Consider the following 19,703-nt stretch of genomic DNA (forward strand, 5'->3'; position numbering starts at 1 on the left):
CGCCTTAGCTCAGTTGGTAGAGCAAATGACTGTTAATCATTGGGTCGCTGGTTCGAGCCCAGCAGGCGGAGCCAAATTCCAAAGCGCAGGTTAATTTGCGCTATACAAGTTAGATTAAATTCCGCCTTAGCTCAGTTGGTAGAGCAAATGACTGTTAATCATTGGGTCGCTGGTTCGAGCCCAGCAGGCGGAGCCAAATAAAAACCCTGCATAGTTCACTATGCAGGGTTTTTTCTTATCTGCTCAATATGCTTTCCGTCGCCCCTACCCCTGAAAAATTCGCGCCCCCTAAAGCCTACATAAGAACGGGCCCCACCCAACTTAAAACTCGGGAGCCCACTTTCGAGCGCACTAGCTCAGGCCACCCTCACTGGTAACCGGAAGTCGCTCCACGGTAGCCATTTTTACCGCGGGCTTTACTTTGCGGGAGCGAGACCACACAGCATCCACCAACCCCTGCTTTGAGGTGTAACCGCTCACCGCTAAAGATAAAACCTGGTGAACCTTTTCACAGCGATGTTCTGCACAAGCCTGCTTCAGCTCCGCAATTAAAGAGCGCAAGATATCACTTTCAAGATACTCCTCTTCTGCCCGCAGTATCATGGGGTGATCGGTGCCCGACACATTGTCGCCCAGCAGCAATTCCTCGTAGAGCTTCTCCCCGGGGCGCAGCCCGGTCACCTGGACCTCAATATCCCCATCGGGGTTTTTATCGTCCTTAACCGAGTGCCCCATAATTCTAATAAGGCGCTCAGCAAGATCGTGGATAAGAACAGGCTCACCCATATCTAAAACAAATACATCGCCGTTACGCCCCATGCTACCGGCCTGCAGTACAAGCTGAGCGGCCTCCGGAATGGTCATAAAGTAACGGGTTACCTTGGGGTGCGTGACCGTTACGGGGCCACCCGCATTTATCTGATCAGTAAATAGGGGGATGACCGACCCGGAGGAGCCCAAAACATTGCCAAAGCGCACCATGCAAACCCGCATTTTGCCGGAGCGACGCCCATAATCCTGGCATATCAACTCAGCAAAGCGCTTGGTTGCCCCCATTACATTGGTTGGGCGCACGGCTTTGTCGGTAGAAATGAGGACAAACTGCTCTACCCTGGAACCTTCGGCAGCCTCCAAGACCGACAAGGTGCCCAGTACATTGTTATCCGCCCCTAAAACAACGTTTTGCTCAACCAGGGGAACATGCTTGTAAGCCGCCGCATGGTAAATAGTGTTTACCGAAAATTCCCTGATAATTTCGGTCATTCGCACACCATCCCGAATATCCCCGAGAAGTGCACTCATCCGGAGCTGATACCCTTCATCCAGCTGCTGCTGGCGAAGTTCACGCTCGATCTGATAGAGCGCAAACTCAGAGGACTCCACCAAAACCAGGTGCGCCGGCCCCCACTGGGCAATCTGCCGACACAACTCTGATCCGATCGACCCTCCAGCACCAGTAACAAGAACCACTTTACCGCTGATAGAGCCCGCGACTAAAGCTTTCTCTGGCTCGACTGGAGCCCTCCCTAAAATATTTTCATACGTTTGCGACATGCCCTCGGTGCGGCCTGCGGCATCAACAAGCTCCTCGACACCAGGAATAGCCTTCACCACCAAGCCCTGCTCGCGAAGGCTCCGCGCAATTTCACGGCGGCGGCGCTTGGGCACACCCGGCATTGCCAGCAACACTTCAGCAATATCTTTCTCGGCAACCACCCCAAGAATATTTCCCGGCGAGTAAACCATTACTCCATCAATTAGCGTCTTCTGCTTCGAGATATTATCGTCAAAAAAAGCGACCGGCTTATAAAGCTCACCGTGCAACAATGCCTTATAAACCTGAAGTCCCGCTGTACCGGCGCCATAAATGGCCACGCGGGTTTTATGGATCTCCAGCGCCATTTGGTAGTAAATACGAACCAGCCAGCGAGACCCACCAACAGCAATCAGGGCGAAACACCAGTAAATAACTGGAACCGAACGGGGAACTCCAGCCGTCGTCAGATAAGAAGCCACCGCAAGCAAAATTGAGGATGCGGTGACCCCCTGGAGCACAGCGACAACCGCTTTCTGCCCCATATAGCGAATGACCGTACGATAGAGACCAAGCTTGAGAAATATAAAACTGCTGGAGCAGATAGTTATTACCAGGCAGGCCAGCATTGGCAGTGTCAGAGCTTCGGTCAGACCATTAAGTCGAATTGCCATTGCCAAAAAAAACGCAACACTCAGCATTGCCAAGTCAAATAGCAACATCAACGCCGGCTTCTGGGCTCTTTCAAACTTTCGCCAAATACCTATCACACGAGCACCCCAAAAAGGAAACCAACCAACCCCTGATACATTTTCAGGCAGCCGTCAAACCAATAAAAGCGAACGCCACGGCAGATGCGGCAACCATAAGAGTCAGCTGTAGGTGTAGGATCTTTTTCACCCCTAAACGCATAGCGGAACGCTGATAAAAGTGCTCTCGATGAGCCTCCCACCAACGCTGCCCTTCGATCATACGCCGAAATAGCGTATAGCTGGCATCCAGCCAAAACGGACTAAATACAATAACCGGGAACCACAATTCAAAAGCGCCTCTCTGCCAGCCAAACAGGCTTAGGGTAAATACTGCTAAGCCAATGCCCGTCGATCCCGCATCGCCCATAAATATACTTGCGGGAGGCCAGTTGAAGTGCAGGAAGACCACCGCGCAAAGCACAAACAAGGCACACACACCGGCAAGCTCCCAGTCGCCCCCCAGAAGACAGGCAGCACCGAGGGACAAAAAGCCGACTGCCGTCATGCACCCAGCCAAACCATCCATGCCATCCATAAAGTTGTACAGATTGATCACCCACCCACCCAATAAAACAAGTGGAGGAAGCCACCACCAATCCACCCCTGCGGGTAGCGCGAGAACAACCCATGTAGCCGCGGTCAATTGAGCCGCGAAACGCAACGGAGCAGTGACATGCCGAATGTCATCCAGAGCCGACACGGCAAGGAGGAGGAAGAAAGACACATAGACAAGCATCGGAAGGGAAATTGGACCTACCGCCAAGCCTAACCCGCAACCTGCCAACAATGCCCATCCCCCCGTGCGTGGAACCGGGGCGCTATGCATTGAGCGGTGGTTGGGAATATCCAAAGCCAAATTTTGCATACGCGATAGCAGGACTGACGTCATGCAATAACTAAGCCCGCCCCCCAATAGCAAAGGGAGCAGCCACCCTGAAATTTGACCAATCAAACCTTTTTCCCTCAAAACCTTATATTGACGCCACACTAAGCGCTAAAACCACAAACGAAATAAGCGCAGACACCAATTTTGCAGCATTGAAGGGAGTAAAGGCAGGCAGCGGCCCTGAGAGGCTTGCCGATAGACCGGGTAATTCTCGACAAGCTATAGGGAGCAAGGAAGGCGGCTTACTCGCCGCCAAACCGTGCCAAATGCGGGTGCTATAAACGAATCCGCTCGCGATTCTTGTCAAGTGTTGCCGTGCCAATCCCTTTAACATTGAGTAGCTGATCGAGCGACGTAAAGGGGCCATGCTTCTCCCGATACTCTATGATCAACTGCGCCTTTGCCTCACCGACTCCAACAAGTTTATCGGCCAACTCAGTCACAGATGCACTGTTAACATTGACCTCAAGTTCAACTTGTTCCGCGCCTATTAACTCACCCTCATTGGCATATACTGCAGATGAAGAGAAAAGTGAAAGCGCAACTACCAGTAACGCAGTAAATAGTGCATGAGTTTTTATCATGATCGACTCCCAGTGAAAGTGTTCTAGTTTCACATTGGGACTGCTTTTACCTCCCCAAGCCGAGCCATGATACCAATAGGTCGTGTAAGACTGCTGCAAACGCTTATTACACTACATAACACCCGACCTAGGCAAACAAACCTTATTTTCCTGTAATTTCAGACAATATATCCTGCAACGCTACCAGAGGGTTATCCGCAGCCGTAATTGGCCGGCCGATCACCAAATAGTCCGCTCCTTGGCTCAGGGCCTCGGAGGGTGTCAGAGTACGTCGCTGGTCTCCCGTATCACTGCCCCTCGGGCGAATCCCCGGGGTTACCAGCTTAAAATCCGAACCGCAGGCAGCTTTTAGCGATTTGGCCTCTCGCGCGGAACAAACGACACCATCAAGACCACAGGAACGAGCCTTAACCGCCAGATCCAGCACATGCTCTCCCAAGGGCGCTACCACTCCTGCTGCAGCCAACTCCTCCGGGGTAGTGCTGGTTAGCACTGTCACACCTATAAGTAGCGGCTTTCGTTCACCAAATTCAGCTAAAGCCTCTGCTGCCGCTCGCATCATGCGCTCTCCACCACCGGCATGTACATTAACCATCCAGACACCCAATCGCGCAGCTGCCTTTACCGCCGCGGCGACAGTATTGGGGATATCATGGAACTTAAGATCCAAAAAAACCTGAAAACCGCGATCCACCAGAGTGCGGACCAAGTCTGGCCCCGCAATAGTGAATAATTCCTTACCGACCTTTACCCGACACAGAGAGGGGTCGAGCTGACTGGCCATAGCGAGGGCGGCATCGGCACTGTCATAGTCCAGCGCCACAACGATTGGAGAGGAAACTTGAGACTGCAAAGAAATACCTCATTGAGTTAGATTACAAAGCGGGCCCAGGTAATGACATACCCTAAGAGGGGCACCTATTCACCTTCGATCCCTTTGACTGAACGGACAGAATCCCAGTGCTTGCAACTGGGGCACAGCCAGTGCAATTGATTACCAGAAAAGCCGCAATTGCTGCAGCGATAATGCGGACGACTGGCAATCAACTGATCAATCAGCGTCTTCAAAAGGGAGAGATTTTCCCTCGACCTCCCCTGAGCAGTGCCAATATACAAATCCAAAAACCGCCCAAGCCCACGCAAAGAGGGACGCAGGGCCAACTGCTTACCCATAAAAGCCGCTGCCGCAGCTTCACTATCTTGCTCTTGGATCCTGCGAGTTAAAGCGATCAGCACACTGTTAGAGGGATACTCCTTGAGAAGCGACTCAAGGTAGCCATCCAACCCCGCTCCGTCATCGAGCTCGACGTAACAGGTAATTAACAACTCTAAAATCTCTGGAATATAGTCGGGACTTTGCTTGGGGATTCGCTGCAAAACCTTAATTGCATCTCGCTTTTTACCGAGCAAATACTCGAGGCGCGCCCACAGCAGAGAGGCTCTGACCGAGCTGCGATCATACCCCAAAGCCGCATCGAGATGCTTGCGCGCACTTAAGTAGTCTTTGGAGGCAATAGCCTCCTCAGCCAACTCACAGCAAAAGTGTGCTTGTATAGGTGCCCAATCCGCCGATAGGCGCTTAAATCTACGGCCGTGCAAAAGATTGACCGCATGAATAGCTTTGGCCCATTCCCGCTCATCGCGGTAAACCTCTATCAGGTGCTCGAGACTGGTAGCGCGCAACTCCTGCGAAGTTTCCACCAACTCCTGTAAAAGACGTTCAGCCCTATCCAGCCAGCCGGCCGCTATATAATCACAGGCCAGCTCAAACTGGGCCTTGTGCTGACTTTGCCTTGAGAGGCTCGGACGAGCCAGTAGGTTTTGATGGACTCGGATTGCCTGATCGTACTCACCGCGCCTGCGCAACAGGTTTCCCAGTGCCAGGTGCGTATCAAAAGTGACTGGGCTCACTTCAAGGGAATCGATAAACTTCTCAATCGTATCGTCGTGATGCTCGCTCAGCAGATAGTTGAGACCCTGCGCATAGGAGCGAGCCAAGGACTGTTCCTGCTCACTAAAATCAGGCTTTTTCCTGGAGCTACCACGGCCCAACACCCAACCAATAGCAACGGCCGTCAACAGGAAGAAGAAATAGGCGAGATCCAGCAAGTCAGTCTCCGGATGCCTTGCGGTGGGCGGCTTGAAGCTCACGCTCCACCTTCTTGAGCTGCTTGCTCAAACCCCTCACACGACGACGCTGGGAAAAAATAGGTAAAAGGCTAGCGAGGAAGCCGAGCAAAATACCCAGTAACAACACGCAGACAAGCCAAACGCCGACACTACCAGACTGCAAGGCGTAACCGGCAACAACCGGCGAAATTATCTGGGAATTTTCCACAGCAAAATAAATGCCGAGAGCGACACAGGCCAGGGCCAAAAGGCCGAACATAAAGTGCATCAGCCAGCGCAGAAATGACAAGGGAACCTCCGCGTTCCACTAAAGTTGGCTCTATCTCGCAGCCACAAGGGTATTCAGACAGGCTATACAACCATCAGAAAGCCGCCCTAATTTCGGCAGCATCAGAGGTGCATCATACTTCGATCCCGGCCATATTGTGCATGCTGCGATTCACTCTGTCGCGCAATTCCTTTCCGGGCTTGAAATGAGGTACATATTTACCGGCCAGCGCTACGGCATCTCCGGTCTTGGGATTGCGCCCAGTACGCGGTGCACGATAGTGCAAAGAAAAGCTACCAAAACCGCGTATCTCAATACGCTCCCCCTGCGCCAGGGAATCAGACATAGTATCCAACATCACCTTCACCGCCAGCTCGACATCCTTAACTGGCAGCTGATCCAACCTCAACGCAATCCTTTCGATCAGTTCGGATTTGGTCATGCGCTCCGCAACCTTTGTAAGTCATTGATTATTCTGGACTAGAGCGCCAATCATCTAATAGAAAGCCGGACTGGGCAACCCCAGTCCGGCTTTCGAGTCACCCCAGATACAGTATTTGGGGTGGTGAACACTTAAAGATGATTAGTCTTTATTGTTCATCTGCGCCTTAATCAGGTCACCGATAGTAGCGGGCTGAACTTGGTCAGACTGCTTCTTACTGTGATCCTTCATGGCTTGCTTCTCGTCATCCTGGTCTTTGGCCTTGATAGACAGGCTGATCACGCGGTTCTTGCGATCCACGCTAGTGATCTTAGCTTCTACTTCTTCGCCTTCTTTCAGGATGTTGCGAGCGTCTTCAACCTTATCGCGGCTGATCTCTGAAGCGCGCAGGATACCTTCAACTTCACCCGCCAGGGTGATTACAGCCTGCTTGGCATCCACTTCTTTCACGATACCATTGACGATGCTGCCGCGATCGCTGGTGGATACGTAGTCAGAGAACGGATCGGACTCCAGCTGCTTCACGCCCAGAGAGATGCGCTCGCGCTCGGAATCAATACCCAGGATAACAGTCTCGATCTCGTCGCCTTTCTTGAACTTGCGAACAGCTTCTTCGCCAGCTTCATTCCAGGAGATGTCGGACAGGTGCACCAGGCCGTCGATGCTGCCGTCGAGACCGATGAAAATACCGAAGTCGGTGATGGACTTGATCTTACCGGAGATCTTATCGCCCTTAGCGAATTTACGCGCGAAGGCATCCCACGGATTTTCCTGGCACTGCTTGATACCCAGGGAGATACGACGACGCTCTTCGTCGATATCCAGGATCATCACTTCGACCTCGTCGCCCACCTGGACAACTTTGGACGGGTGGATGTTCTTGTTGGTCCAATCCATTTCGGAAACGTGTACCAGACCTTCCACACCCTCTTCCAGCTCGGCAAAGCAGCCGTAGTCGGTCAGGTTGGTTACAACCGCCTTCACGCGGCTGTTCTCTGGGTAACGCTGCTTGATGGATACCCAAGGATCTTCGCCCAACTGCTTGAGGCCCAGGGATACACGGCTGCGCTCGCGGTCGAACTTCAGTACTTTTACTTCGATTTCGTCGCCAACGTTTACGATTTCGCTCGGATGCTTGATGCGCTTCCAAGCCATATCGGTGATGTGCAGCAGGCCGTCGATACCACCCAGATCTACGAAAGCACCGTAGTCGGTCAGGTTCTTAACGATACCCTTAATGCTCATGCCTTCCTGCAGGCTTTCCAACAGCGCTTCACGCTCTTCGGAAGTCGCAGCTTCCATTACGGCGCGACGGGAAACCACTACGTTGTTACGCTTGGCATCCAGCTTGATAACCTTGAACTCGAGTTCTTTACCTTCCAGGTGCGCAGTATCACGAACCGGACGAACATCGACCAGAGAGCCGGGCAGGAACGCGCGGATGTTGGCAACGTCGACAGTAAAGCCACCCTTGACCTTGCCGCTGATAACGCCTTTAACCACTTCGTCAGCTGCATGGGCAGCGTCGAGGATTTTCCAGGCTTCAGCGCGCTTGGCTTTTTCACGGGACAGACGGGTTTCACCGAAACCGTCTTCAACAGCTTCCAGGGCAACCTGTACTTCGTCGCCCACCTGCAGTTCAACTTCGCCTCTGTCGTTGGCGAACTGTGCAGCAGGGATAACGCCTTCAGACTTCAGGCCCGCGTGAACGGTTACCCAGTCTTTATCTACGTCGATTACAACACCAGTGACAATAGCGCCCGGTGCCATTTCAACGCTTTTTAGGCTCTCTTCAAATAGATCAGCAAAGCTCTCGCTCATTACAATACCTATAGTGCTGGGTCCAGCCGTTGGTAACTATTGAGTTTAGTCAACCGCCAGCCGTGACCCCAACCGCGCTGCCAGAACGCGGGTCGGATTACAACAGCGGCCGGGCAATTCTGGCAAAACCCGGCCGCTGTCGTTAAAAACTATCTACTGTTGATAACCGTGGCTCAGGAAGAAGTCCGCTCCTGTACCAATGCCAACACTCTCCGGAGGACTTCTTCGATACCCACTCCGGTGCTATCGAGCTCTACCGCATCCTCAGCGGGAGCTAGGGGTGAAGCTTTTCGGTTCATATCCTGTGCATCTCGGGCACGGATGTCGTCCAGCAGGTCGCGGAGGCTAACAGAAACCCCCTTCTCCCGCAACTGCGCCTCGCGTCTTCTGGCGCGCTCATCTGCGGTAGCGGTTAAGTACACCTTGACCGGCGCATCCGGAAACACTGTGGTGCCCATATCGCGGCCATCCGCTACCAATCCCGGCTCCAGGCGAAAATCTCGCTGGCGCTGCAGTAGCGCCGCTCGCACCCCGGGGATAGCGGCCACCGTAGAGGCCGCCATGCTCACCCGTTCCATACGAATTTCATTCGTAATATCGCGCCCCTCCAGTAGAACCTGAAGGCGACCGTCACTCACCAAAAAGCGCACATCCAGGTCTTTGGCAACCTGGGTTAATACGGCCTCATCGGCAAGGTCCACCTCTTTTTGTAGGGCGGCCAGTGCGGCAGCCCGATAGAGCGCCCCCGAATCAAGCAGGGTGAAACCGAGCCTATCCGCCAACAGCTTTGCAATAGTCCCTTTTCCCGAGCCGCTGGGGCCATCGATTGTGACTACCGGGGGCAGCCTGTTTGTGTCATTCATATTCTTTTTACAACTCTACTTCTTCTTAAGCCGCGCAACCCTAAACCCTACCCCGTAACCGACACTTCAGATCACAGCTGTTGTAGCTTCAGGCCTGAGCCTACCGCCAGCTCGGCAAAGTTGGGAAATGAGGTCGCCACATTGGCGCAGTGCAGGATGCGAATTGTATCCCTTGCACGCAATGATGCCACCGCAAACGCCATGGCGATACGGTGATCCCCAAGGCTGTCGACAGTGCCCCCAGTAAATACCGCCCCCCCTGAGGTGCCGGCGATCACAATCCCATCCTTGGTGGGGTTGGCACTCACCCCCAGGACAGACAAGCCATCGGCCATCGCCTGAATGCGATCGCTCTCCTTTACCCGCAATTCCTCGGCACCAGTCAAGACTGTCTCTCCCTGAGCACAAGCGGCAGCGATAAACAGAGCGGGAAACTCATCGATTGCCAGGGGCACCTGAGCTTCGGGTATAAGAATCCCTCTTAACGGCGCATAGCGAACACGAATATCCGCTACAGGCTCACCACCCACCGTACGCGTATTCTGAAGCTCTATATCACCACCCATAGCGCGCAGGATATGTATGACGCCATCACGAGTGGGGTTGATACCCACATGCTCCAGAGTCACATCCGACCCCGGAGAAATAGCGGCAGCCACCATAAAGAAAGCTGCGGAAGAAATATCCGCCGGCACATCAATTCGAGCAGCTTTTAGCTCCCCACCGCCACACACGGTCGCTCGGGCACCATCCCTCTCAACGGAATACCCAAACCCCTGCAGCATGCGCTCAGTATGGTCCCGAGTTGGCGCCGGTTCCACTGTGGAGGTCTCCCCCTGGGCATACAGGCCAGCAAGTAGTACTGCAGATTTCACCTGGGCGCTGGCCATTGGCAGCTGATACTGGATACCACTAAGTTGACCAGCGCTTTTAACCAAGAGCGGTGGGCGCCCCTCCGGGCCAGTTTCGATAATCGCCCCCATCTCACGCAACGGATTGGCAACTCGGTTCATGGGGCGCTTGGAGAGAGACTCATCACCGGTCAGGCTCACATCGAAACCCTGCCCGGCAAGCAGGCCCGCCAGCAAGCGCATAGAAGTCCCCGAGTTACCCAGATAAAGAGGCCCCGGTGGCGCCTTCAAGCCATGCAGGCCGACTCCGTGTATTGTCACCCGGCCATCGTGTGGTCCCTCAATCACCACCCCCATATCGCGGAAAGCCTGCAGGGTAGCGAGAGCATCCTCCCCCTCTAGAAACCCCTGCACCTCAGTCACACCTTCTGCGAGGGAGCCCAGCATAATTGAGCGATGCGACATGGATTTGTCTCCGGGAACGCGGAGTTTGCCACTAACGGTACCGCCCGGCTGCGCGATAAATGTAACTTCCTGTGCTTGCATAGTTTCTGAGTACGCTTGTTTCGCCAACATTTTTGTAAAGTGATCCCGCGCCGCTTTGGCACGGGTAAATACCCCCATCAGCGCGGCGCTATCACCGGAGGCAATGGCGCTGCGCAGGGAGGAGAGGTTAAGACTGTATAGATCGATAGCTTTTAAGATGGCTTCCCGATTGGCCAGCATAATATCCCGCCACATCACCGGGTCACTGGAGGCGATACGGGTAAAATCGCGAAAACCTCCGGCGGCATAGCGGAAAATATTTTCATTCTCGGCATCGTGAGCCAGTGTATCCACGAGACTGAAGGCAATGACATGCGGAAGGTGACTAGTTGCGGCCAGCACTTCATCGTGTTCCTCCACAGACATCTCCAGCACCTCAGCTCCAGCCGCCTGCCATGCCTGCACCACCCGGCGCAGGTGGTCGGCGCCGGTATCGGGTGCTGGCGTGAGGATAATGCGGTGATCGCGATACAGATCATCCCGAGCAGCACTCACACCACTCCTCTCGGAGCCGGCAATAGGATGCCCCGGCACCAGGAAGCTGGGCATCTCCCCCCACACTTTCTCCGCTGCCGACCGCACACTGCCCTTGACACTGGCGCCGTCAGTTACCGTAACACCAGTGGGCAAAAAGTCCTTCAACTGGGCAAACACCGACTCCACCGCGAGTGTCGGCACCGCAACAAAAACCAGGTCTCCAGGCTGTAACAAGCCGAGCGCCTCCGGAAGGTGGGTGTAAGCGCGATCGACAACCCCAAGTGTCTTTGCCTGTTCGCCCGCTTCTCTCTGCGGCGTGACGCCAATTACCTCACGACAGACACCCGCAGCTTTGAGCGCGAGCGCAAAGCTGCCGCCAATAAGACCGACTCCAATCACCAGCAGCCGGCCAACCTGTCCCTGCCCCATCACAGCACACCGCGCGGGTAGGAGCCGAGCACCTTGAGGTCAGAGGCGCAGGCACCAACCTCTTTTAACGCTTCGGCAATATCCGCTGTATCGCAATGTCCTTTGAGATCGACAAAAAATACATAGGTCCAGTTACCTGATTGAGAGGGGCGCGTCTCCACTCTGGTGAGATCGATACCGTAGCGACGGAACGGCTCCAGCATATCGTGCAGCGCTCCTGGCGCATTGCGCATAGAAACCATTAAGGAAGTTTTATCATCCCCGCTGGCGGGAACCCGCTGAGTGCCGATAATCAGGAAGCGGGTAGAATTATCAGGGCGATCTTCAATCTTCTCTGACAACACTTTCAAACCATAGAGCTCCGCCGCCATATCGCCGGCAATTGCCGCGGCATTCCACTCCCCTTTGACACGCCTAGCGGCATCTGCATTGCTGGACACGGCAACCCGCTCTACATTGGGGTAGTGCGCATCCAACCACTTGCGGCATTGGGCCAGGCTCTGTGCATGGGAGTAGATACGGGTGATCGATTCCGGGCGGGTCACGTCGGAAATCATCAGGTGGTGATGAATACGCAGCTCAACCTCACCACAAATACTGAGGTTGGAGTTCATAAAATTGTCCAAGGTGTGGTTGATCACACCTTCTGTGGAGTTCTCCACGGGTACAACGCCATAGTTCACCGCCCCCGCCTCAACCTCACGGAAAACCTCATCGATCGCCGCAAGTGGACGGCTTTGGGCCGAATTGCCAAAGTGCTTCAGCGCCGCCTGCTGGGTAAAGGTCCCTTCCGGTCCGAGATAAGCCACCTTGACGGGCTCCTCTAAAGCGAGGCAGGCGGACATAATCTCGCGAAATAACCGCGCCATTTCCTCATCGGTCAAGGGGCCTGTATTTCGCTCCATAGCCTGGCGCAACACCTGCGCCTCGCGCTCGGGTCGATAGTAGAGCGCATCCTCTCCGGTTGCTTTTTTTACCCCAGCCACCTCCATCGCGCAGCTGGCCCGCTCGCTGATCAGTCGGGCAATCTCGGAGTCAATATTGTCGATGCGATTGCGCAGCTCCAGCAGGCGCTGATCGCCACTCACGGTTTCCTCTTTCATCCGCTTTTCTACTTTTCCTGATATTTGATAATTGCCTGATCTCTAGCCTCGGCGGGCTTCAAAGTCCGCCATAAAGGCCACCAGGGCCTCTACCGCCTCATAAGGGACTGCGTTGTATAACGAAGCACGCATCCCCCCGACGGAGCGATGCCCTTTTAGACTGAGAAGCCCAGCCTTCTCCGCCTCTGATAGAAACTGCTTGTCGAGACGATCATCCGCCAAAACAAAGGGAGCATTCATACGCGAGCGGCTCGACTTCTCTACTGGACTGGAATAGAAATCACTGGCATCGAGAAACTCGTAGAGCAGAGTGGATTTTTTCATAGCCTGCTCAGCCATGGCCTCGACCCCACCCTGAGCCTTTAGCCATTGAAAAACCAGCCCGGAAAGATACCAGGCGAAGGTCGGCGGTGTGTTATCCATAGAGCCCGCATCCGCCGCCACTTTCCAGCTGAGGCTTCGGGGTATATTGTCCATGGCCCTATCCAGCAGGTCCTCGCGCACAAGGGCGATGGCAATCCCCGAAGGCCCTATATTTTTTTGTGCGCCGGCATAGATCACACCGAATTTTTCTACATCGATAGGGCTGGAGAGTATATTCGAGGACATATCCGCAACCAGAGGACAATCCACCTCTGGAACATAGTCGAATTCAATACCGCCAATAGTTTCGTTGGGAGTGTAGTGAAGGTAGGCCGCCCCTTCAGACTGCTGCCAGCTACCCCTGGCCGGTACGTAGCTAAAGTTGCGATCCTCACTGGACGCCACCACGTTGACCTCGCCATAGCGCCTAGCTTCTTTAATCGCTTTGGCTGCCCATTGCCCAGAGTGAATAAAGTCGGCTCTCTTAGAGTCCGCACCCAGTAAGTTCCAGGGCACCGCGCTGAATTGCCCCGTGGCCCCGCCCTGTAGAAACAGCACTTTATAATTATCTGGCACCGTCAGCAGGTCACGTAAGTCCTGCTCAGCGCGCTCCGCCACCTCGACAAATTCCGGCGAGCGGTGACTCACCTCCATTACCGAGCAGCCCAACCCGCGCCAATCCAGCAGTTCCTGTTGTGCCTGCCGTAAAACCGGTTCCGGCAGAGCGGCGGGGCCGGCGCAAAAGTTATATTTCCTCATGATCTGATTTCCAAAAACTCAAAATGGTTTCAAATTCAACTAGATGTGCCGACGCACAAACCGCCCTTCAGGGAGATAAGCATCACGCTTTCAGGCTTTTTTTAGGGCGCCAGAGGCAAGAAAGGCCGCGATAATCGCAGCCTTTCTTAATGATACCGAAGGGTGGATCACTCCTCCCCACCGTTATCTTCACCCTCATCCTCGGTCTCTTCGATGCGCCCAAGTCCCACGAGTTTCTCACCGCTCTTAAGACGAATGACACGCACCCCCTGGGTATTGCGGCCCAGAACGGAAACCTCATCGACACGGGTGCGCACCAGAGTACCCTGGTCGGAGATCAACATCATCTCCTCACCGGGGTGCACCTGACAGGCGCCAACCAGGGCACCATTGCGCTCGCTCTCTGCAATCGCAATAACGCCCTGAGTACCGCGTCCCTTAGTGGGGAACTCACTAATAGCGGTGCGCTTACCAAAGCCGTTTTCGGTCGCCATCATGACAGAACCGCCCTCTTCCGGGATCACCATAGCGATCACTTCCTGGCCTTCCTGCATGCGGATACCGCGCACACCCCGAGAGACACGCCCCATGGAGCGCACATTCGCCTCAGAGAAGCGTGCGGCCTTACCGGCACTGGTGAGCAGCAATACATCGCGCTCGCCATCAGTCACTGCCGTGGCAACAAGACGATCTCCCTCTTCCAACTCGATGGCGCGCAACCCTACGCTGCGCGGACGGGCAAAGGCGGTGAGCGGGGTCTTCTTCACCGTGCCACTGGCAGTAGCAAAGAAAATAAAGTGCTTCTCATCGTACTCGGAAACCGGCATCAGGCTGCTGATGCGCTCACCCTCTTCCAGCGGCAACATATTAACCACCGGGCGCCCACGAGAAGCTCGGCCGGCGGTGGGGACTTCGTACACCTTAAGCCAGTACACCTTGCCCTTGTTGGAGAAACACAAAATAGTGTCGTGGGAGTTGGCGATCAGCAGGTGCTCGACAAAATCCTCGTCCTTCACCTGGGTGGCGGATTTGCCCATACCACCGCGGCGCTGGGCCTGGTAATCGGTGAGCGGCTGGCTCTTCGCGTAACCCCCGTGAGAGATGGTTACTACTTTATCCTCCGGGGTGATCAGGTCTTCCACAGTAAGATCCTGGCGGGACGCAACGATATCCGTGCGACGCTCATCGCCAAAGTCTTTTGACAGTTGCTCCAGTTCTTCGCGGATGACTTCCATTAGACGCTCGAAGCTGCCAAGGATATGCAGGTATTCTGCGATCTGCTCCAGTCGATCCTGGTATTCCGCCAATAATTTATCGTGCTCCATACCGGTGAGGCGGTGCAGGCGCAACTCGAGAATGGCCTGAGCCTGGGCCGGGGAGAGATAGTAAGCGTCATCGCGCAAACCGAACTCACTCGGCAGGTCATCCGGACGACAGGCATCGGCGCCGGCACGCTCCAGGAACTGCTGTACATTGCCCACCGGCCAACCTTTGGCCAACAGCGCCTCGCGGGCATCCGCTGGAGTCGAGGAGGATTTGATCAACTCAATGACCGGGTCAATATTGGCAATGGCGATAGCCAGACCTTCCAGGATATGGCCGCGCTCACGCGCCTTGCGCAACAAGTAAACCGTACGACGGGTAACCACTTCCTGGCGATGACGCACGAAGTGCTCGAGCAGCTCCTTCAGGTTCAGTACCTTCGGCTGGCCGTCGACCAGAGCGACCATATTGATACCGAATACGCTTTCCAGCTGAGTCTGGGAGTAGAGGTTATTCAGAACCACATCACCCAGCTCACCGCGCTTCAATTCGATCACCACGCGCAGACCGTCTTTATCGGACTCGTCGCGCAGTTCAGAGATACCCTCGATCTTCTTCTCTTTCACAAGCTCAGCAATGCGCTCAATCAAACGCGCCTTGTTCAACTGGAAGGGAATCTCGGTGATTATGATGGTTTCGCGATTGGTCTTGTCATCGCGAATCACATCGGCCTTGGCGCGGACATAAATACGCCCGCGGCCGGTCCGGTAGGCCATCAGGATACCGGCTCGGCCATTAATGGTTGCACCCGTGGGGAAATCAGGCCCGGGTATATATTCCATCAGGTCGTCGACGGACAGCTCGGGATTGCCAATCAGTGCCAGACAGGCACTGACAACCTCACCCAAGTTGTGTGGGGGGATATTCGTGGCCATGCCCACCGCAATACCAGAGGAGCCATTGACCAGCAGGTTCGGCACGCGAGAGGGCAACACCTCTGGCATTTGCTCGGAACCATCGTAGTTGTCGACAAAGTTGACGGTTTCTTTATCGAGATCGGACAGCAGCTCGTGGGCCAACTTATCCATGCGAATTTCTGTATAACGCATGGCGGCCGGGCTATCGCCATCAATAGAACCGAAGTTACCCTGGCCATCCACCAGGGTGTAGCGCATAGAGAACGGCTGGGCCATACGCACAATGGTGTCGTAGACCGCGGTATCCCCGTGCGGGTGATATTTACCAATTACATCGCCAACGACACGCGCTGACTTTTTATAGGATTTGTTCCAGTCGTTTTTAAGCTCGCTCATAGCGAAGAGCACACGACGGTGTACCGGCTTGAGGCCATCGCGCACATCCGGCAGCGCGCGCCCGACAATCACGCTCATGGCGTAGTCGAGATAAGACTGCTTGAGTTCTTCTTCGATATTAATCGGAGAGATTTCTTTGGCTAATTCGCCCATGGCTTACGACGTTCCTTTTATAGCGCGGGCATGAGTACTGAGCCCGGATAAGCGGGCGATTCTAGCACAGTTTGACGCCTTTGGAGGCTGCCCCCACGCACTTCTGAAGCGTCTCCAGGCCCCTGTTGCCGCAGGTCAACTCTGCCGCTAAAGTAAAACCCCACCCTAACCGCCGCTGCCAAGTTCCCATGCTCCAACCCATAGACACCCTGATTCACGCACGCTGGATTATCCCAGTGATCCCCACACAAAAAGTGTACGAAAATTGCTCTCTAGCCATAGAACAGGGACGCATCACCGCCCTGCTGCCTTCTTCAGAGGCCAAGATTCGCTTCAAGGCAAAACAGGAAGTGGAACTCGGGCAGCACGCCCTGATTCCGGGGCTAATCAATACCCACAACCACGCTCCAATGACACTGCTGCGCGGCTATGCCGATGACCGCCCGCTCAAGGAGTGGCTGGAACAGCACATCTGGCCCGCGGAACAGCGCTGGGTTGGACCCCAGTTTGTCGCCGATGGCAGCCGCCACGCCATTGCCGAGATGTTGCGCTCGGGCACCACGACCTTCTCTGACCAGTACTTTTTCCCGGAGGCCGTTGCTATCGCCGCGCGGGAAACCGGTATCCGCGCGCACATCGCCTTCCCCGTGCTGGATGTACCCACCCCCTGGAGCCGACACGCCGAAGAGGCCCTGCACAAGGGGCTGACCCTGCGCGACGATTACCGCGCCCATGAACGCATCGAAGTCGTCTTTGCGCCACATGCGCCCTACACGGTTGGCGACCAGACCCTGGAAAAGATTGCTGTGTGCGCCGCCGAGGCACAAATTCCCGTGCAAATACATTTGCACGAGACTTACCAGGAAGTGGAAACGGCCTTAAAGCAAAATGGTGTACGCCCCACCGAGCGACTGCAGCGCCTGGGCCTGATGAATCCACAGACCCTCTGTGTGCACATGGTTGCGACCAATGAGCGGGATATAGAACTGTTAAAAACCAGCGGTGCGCACGTGGCCCACTGCCCATCATCCAACCTCAAACTTGCCTCGGGCTTCTGCCCCACCATGGAGATGCTCGATGCCGGTATCAATGTGTCACTGGGCACTGACGGTGCCGCCAGCAACAACAGCCAGGACTTGTTTGCCGAAGCCAATACCGCCGCGCTACTGGCCAAGGCTGTCAGCGGCAAGGCTACCGCACTACCCGCACACCAGGCCCTGGCAATGGCCACCATCAACGGTGCCCGCGCACTGGGCATTGAAGAGGAGACCGGTAGCCTGGAAATCGGCAAGAGCGCCGATATCGCCGCAATCAATCTGGCCGGCCTGGAGCAACAACCAGTACACGACCCCATGTCTCAACTCATTTACGCCGGCGGAGGCCACAATGTCAGCGATGTTTGGGTGGCGGGAAAACAATTATTGAGAGAACGCCAGTTGCTCACCCTGAACGAGACAGAGGTAATCCAGCGGGCACAACTGTGGCGTGATAGAATCTCCGGCCATTCGCGCTAGCCGCGATTTGATCGCCGCGTTTCAGCCACTGAAAACAACCGGCTATCCATTAATCAGACAATAAAACCGATGAACCCTCACCGGCTTTATTACCGCCCGCGAAGTACTGGCGCCGCCAAGCGAACCTACCGGTATTTCACAGGCTTGCGCCGGCCAGCAGCCGGTGAGGGCACGCTGTTGTGCCGCCTTAACCCGCTGGCTTATTTGCCGGGTTAACAGCGACGGAGTTTGCAGAGAAATTCATGAGTAATGTAGATCCCGCGGAAATCGCCAAATTCGAGCAGCTCGCCAGCCGCTGGTGGGATAAAAAAGGCGAGTTTAAACCGCTCCATGAAATCAACCCATTGCGTGCCAACTATATTGATAGGCATGCTTTAGTGGCCGGAAAAAAACTGTTGGATGTCGGTTGCGGTGGGGGCATTCTAACCGAGGCCATGGCGCAAAGAGGCGCAACCGTTACAGGTATTGATTTGGGGGAAGCGCCTCTCAACGTCGCCAAACTCCATGCACTCGAAAGCGGCGTAAATGTGGATTACCAACGAATCGCCGTGGAGGCACTTGCCGAGGAACAACCGGGTAGCTATGACGTCGTTACCTGCCTGGAAATGCTCGAACATGTACCCGATCCATCCTCGGTAATCCGCGCCTGTGCGAAGCTCGTCAAACCAGGCGGCCACCTATTTTTCTCGACCATTAATCGCACTCCCAAAGGCTGGCTTTTCGGAGTGGTGGGAGCGGAATATATCCTACGCTTACTACCCAAAGGCACCCATGAATACAGCAAGTTTATCCGCCCCTCAGAAATGGGGGCCTGGTTGCGCGAGGCGGACCTGGAGCTGCGCGATATGACCGGCATGACCTACAACCCGGTGACACGCACTTATAAACTCAATCCCCGCGATGTCGACGTCAACTACCTGATGTATGCCAGCAAACCCGAGTAAGCGAAGTGAACCATACAATGAAAGCTGTTTTATTTGACCTGGATGGTACTCTCCTCGACACCGCACCGGACTTTATCGTCGTGCTCAACCAGTTGCGACAGCAGGAGCAGCTGCCCCCCCTGCCCGATCAGGTTATCCGCGGCACCGTTTCGAGCGGCTCTCGGGCCCTCGTTACCCTCGGGTTTGGTAAGCAGGAGGGCGACCCCGAATTTTCCAGCCTATTGCAGCGCCTACTAGACCTTTACTTGGCCCACCTAGCTGAGCAAACCGTGCCTTTCCCCGGCATAGAACCCTTGCTCGACACACTCGCACAAAATGAAATCCCCTGGGGCATTGTTACCAATAAACCAGAGGCATTCACTGTCCCACTTATGCAGGCATTTGAATACCTGCCACCGGCCTCCACGGTTATTTGCCCCGATCATGTGAGCAAATCCAAACCGGATCCCGAAGCGATTTTGCTCGCCTGCAGCAAAATAGGCTGCACTCCAGGGGAGGCGGTCTATATCGGCGATCACCAGCGGGATATTATTGCCGGTCAGCGTGCGGGCATGCCCACCATTGCCTGTGCGTACGGTTATATCGATGCCTCTGACAACCCCGCCAACTGGGGTGCCGATCACCTGGTCAGCTCAGTGGATGAAATCTGGCCCCTGCTACAGCAACACTATATTTAACTTTCGAAATCATGCCCGGCCCGATGCTGGG

General features: G+C 54.9%; 16 protein-coding genes and 1 tRNA gene. 4 read left to right on the forward strand and 13 right to left on the reverse strand.

The window, feature by feature from the left end:
• The first annotated feature begins 120 nt into the window (after positions 1-120).
• Positions 121-196, forward strand: a tRNA-Asn gene (locus Q1A69_RS10535).
• 155 nt (positions 197-351) lie between these two features.
• Here the strand turns inward: Q1A69_RS10535 and Q1A69_RS10540 are convergent.
• The 13 genes from Q1A69_RS10540 to gyrA all read right to left on the reverse strand — a co-directional run bounded on the left by Q1A69_RS10540 (position 352) and on the right by gyrA (position 16,537).
• On the reverse strand, positions 352-2,304 hold the full coding sequence (locus tag Q1A69_RS10540) for a nucleoside-diphosphate sugar epimerase/dehydratase (protein ID WP_299584966.1): 1,953 nt from the start codon (positions 2,302-2,304) through the stop codon (positions 352-354).
• Between the two features lie 43 nt (positions 2,305-2,347).
• Positions 2,348-3,175 carry a glycosyltransferase family 4 protein gene (locus Q1A69_RS10545; RefSeq protein ID WP_299584968.1) on the reverse strand — a complete coding sequence of 276 codons (828 nt, stop codon included), beginning with the start codon at positions 3,173-3,175 and terminating at the stop codon, positions 2,348-2,350.
• A 272-nt stretch (positions 3,176-3,447) separates the two neighbouring features.
• Entirely contained in the window at positions 3,448-3,756 is a 309-nt protein-coding gene (locus Q1A69_RS10550) for a ComEA family DNA-binding protein (protein ID WP_299584972.1), read from the reverse strand.
• A gap of 142 nt (positions 3,757-3,898) precedes the next feature.
• On the reverse strand, positions 3,899-4,609 hold the full coding sequence (gene pyrF / locus Q1A69_RS10555) for an orotidine-5'-phosphate decarboxylase (protein ID WP_299584974.1): 711 nt from the start codon (positions 4,607-4,609) through the stop codon (positions 3,899-3,901).
• 65 nt (positions 4,610-4,674) lie between these two features.
• On the reverse strand, positions 4,675-5,907 hold the full coding sequence (lapB, locus tag Q1A69_RS10560) for a lipopolysaccharide assembly protein LapB (RefSeq protein WP_299584976.1): 1,233 nt from the start codon (positions 5,905-5,907) through the stop codon (positions 4,675-4,677).
• A complete protein-coding gene (locus Q1A69_RS10565; protein WP_299584978.1) occupies positions 5,867-6,175 on the reverse strand; it encodes a lipopolysaccharide assembly protein LapA domain-containing protein in 309 nt (102 codons plus the stop codon). The genes lapB and Q1A69_RS10565 overlap by 41 nt, the downstream gene beginning before the upstream one ends.
• Before the next feature lie 112 nt (positions 6,176-6,287).
• Positions 6,288-6,596, reverse strand: coding sequence for an integration host factor subunit beta (gene ihfB, locus Q1A69_RS10570; RefSeq protein ID WP_299584980.1), 309 nt, complete (start codon positions 6,594-6,596; stop codon positions 6,288-6,290).
• 141 nt (positions 6,597-6,737) lie between these two features.
• On the reverse strand, positions 6,738-8,417 hold the full coding sequence (gene rpsA / locus Q1A69_RS10575; protein WP_299584982.1) for a 30S ribosomal protein S1: 1,680 nt from the start codon (positions 8,415-8,417) through the stop codon (positions 6,738-6,740).
• 173 nt (positions 8,418-8,590) lie between these two features.
• Positions 8,591-9,280 (reverse strand): (d)CMP kinase, encoded by a 690-nt coding sequence (cmk, locus tag Q1A69_RS10580; RefSeq protein ID WP_299584984.1) that lies wholly within the window; start codon positions 9,278-9,280, stop codon positions 8,591-8,593.
• A 71-nt stretch (positions 9,281-9,351) separates the two neighbouring features.
• Entirely contained in the window at positions 9,352-11,583 is a 2,232-nt protein-coding gene (locus tag Q1A69_RS10585) for a bifunctional prephenate dehydrogenase/3-phosphoshikimate 1-carboxyvinyltransferase (protein ID WP_299584986.1), read from the reverse strand.
• A complete protein-coding gene (gene pheA / locus Q1A69_RS10590) occupies positions 11,583-12,686 on the reverse strand; it encodes a prephenate dehydratase (protein ID WP_299584988.1) in 1,104 nt (367 codons plus the stop codon). Before pheA ends, Q1A69_RS10585 begins: the two co-directional genes overlap by 1 nt.
• 42 nt (positions 12,687-12,728) lie before the next feature.
• Positions 12,729-13,808 (reverse strand): 3-phosphoserine/phosphohydroxythreonine transaminase, encoded by a 1,080-nt coding sequence (gene serC, locus Q1A69_RS10595; RefSeq protein ID WP_299584990.1) that lies wholly within the window; start codon positions 13,806-13,808, stop codon positions 12,729-12,731.
• Between the two features lie 167 nt (positions 13,809-13,975).
• Positions 13,976-16,537 carry a DNA gyrase subunit A gene (gene gyrA, locus Q1A69_RS10600; RefSeq protein ID WP_299584992.1) on the reverse strand — a complete coding sequence of 854 codons (2,562 nt, stop codon included), beginning with the start codon at positions 16,535-16,537 and terminating at the stop codon, positions 13,976-13,978.
• A gap of 188 nt (positions 16,538-16,725) precedes the next feature.
• Here gyrA and Q1A69_RS10605 point away from each other — a divergent pair, with 188 nt between their 5' ends.
• From Q1A69_RS10605 to Q1A69_RS10615, 3 genes are all read left to right on the forward strand, one after another.
• Complete coding sequence (locus Q1A69_RS10605) at positions 16,726-18,051, forward strand: TRZ/ATZ family hydrolase (RefSeq protein ID WP_299584994.1); 1,326 nt, start codon at positions 16,726-16,728, stop codon at positions 18,049-18,051.
• A 242-nt stretch (positions 18,052-18,293) separates the two neighbouring features.
• Positions 18,294-18,995 carry a bifunctional 2-polyprenyl-6-hydroxyphenol methylase/3-demethylubiquinol 3-O-methyltransferase UbiG gene (ubiG, locus tag Q1A69_RS10610; RefSeq protein ID WP_299584996.1) on the forward strand — a complete coding sequence of 234 codons (702 nt, stop codon included), beginning with the start codon at positions 18,294-18,296 and terminating at the stop codon, positions 18,993-18,995.
• A 17-nt stretch (positions 18,996-19,012) separates the two neighbouring features.
• Complete coding sequence (locus tag Q1A69_RS10615) at positions 19,013-19,672, forward strand: HAD-IA family hydrolase (RefSeq protein ID WP_299584998.1); 660 nt, start codon at positions 19,013-19,015, stop codon at positions 19,670-19,672.
• The last annotated feature ends 31 nt before the right edge of the window (positions 19,673-19,703 follow it).

It is taken from the genome of uncultured Microbulbifer sp. (assembly GCF_947498635.1).
GTDB lineage: Bacteria > Pseudomonadota > Gammaproteobacteria > Pseudomonadales > Cellvibrionaceae > Microbulbifer > Microbulbifer echini.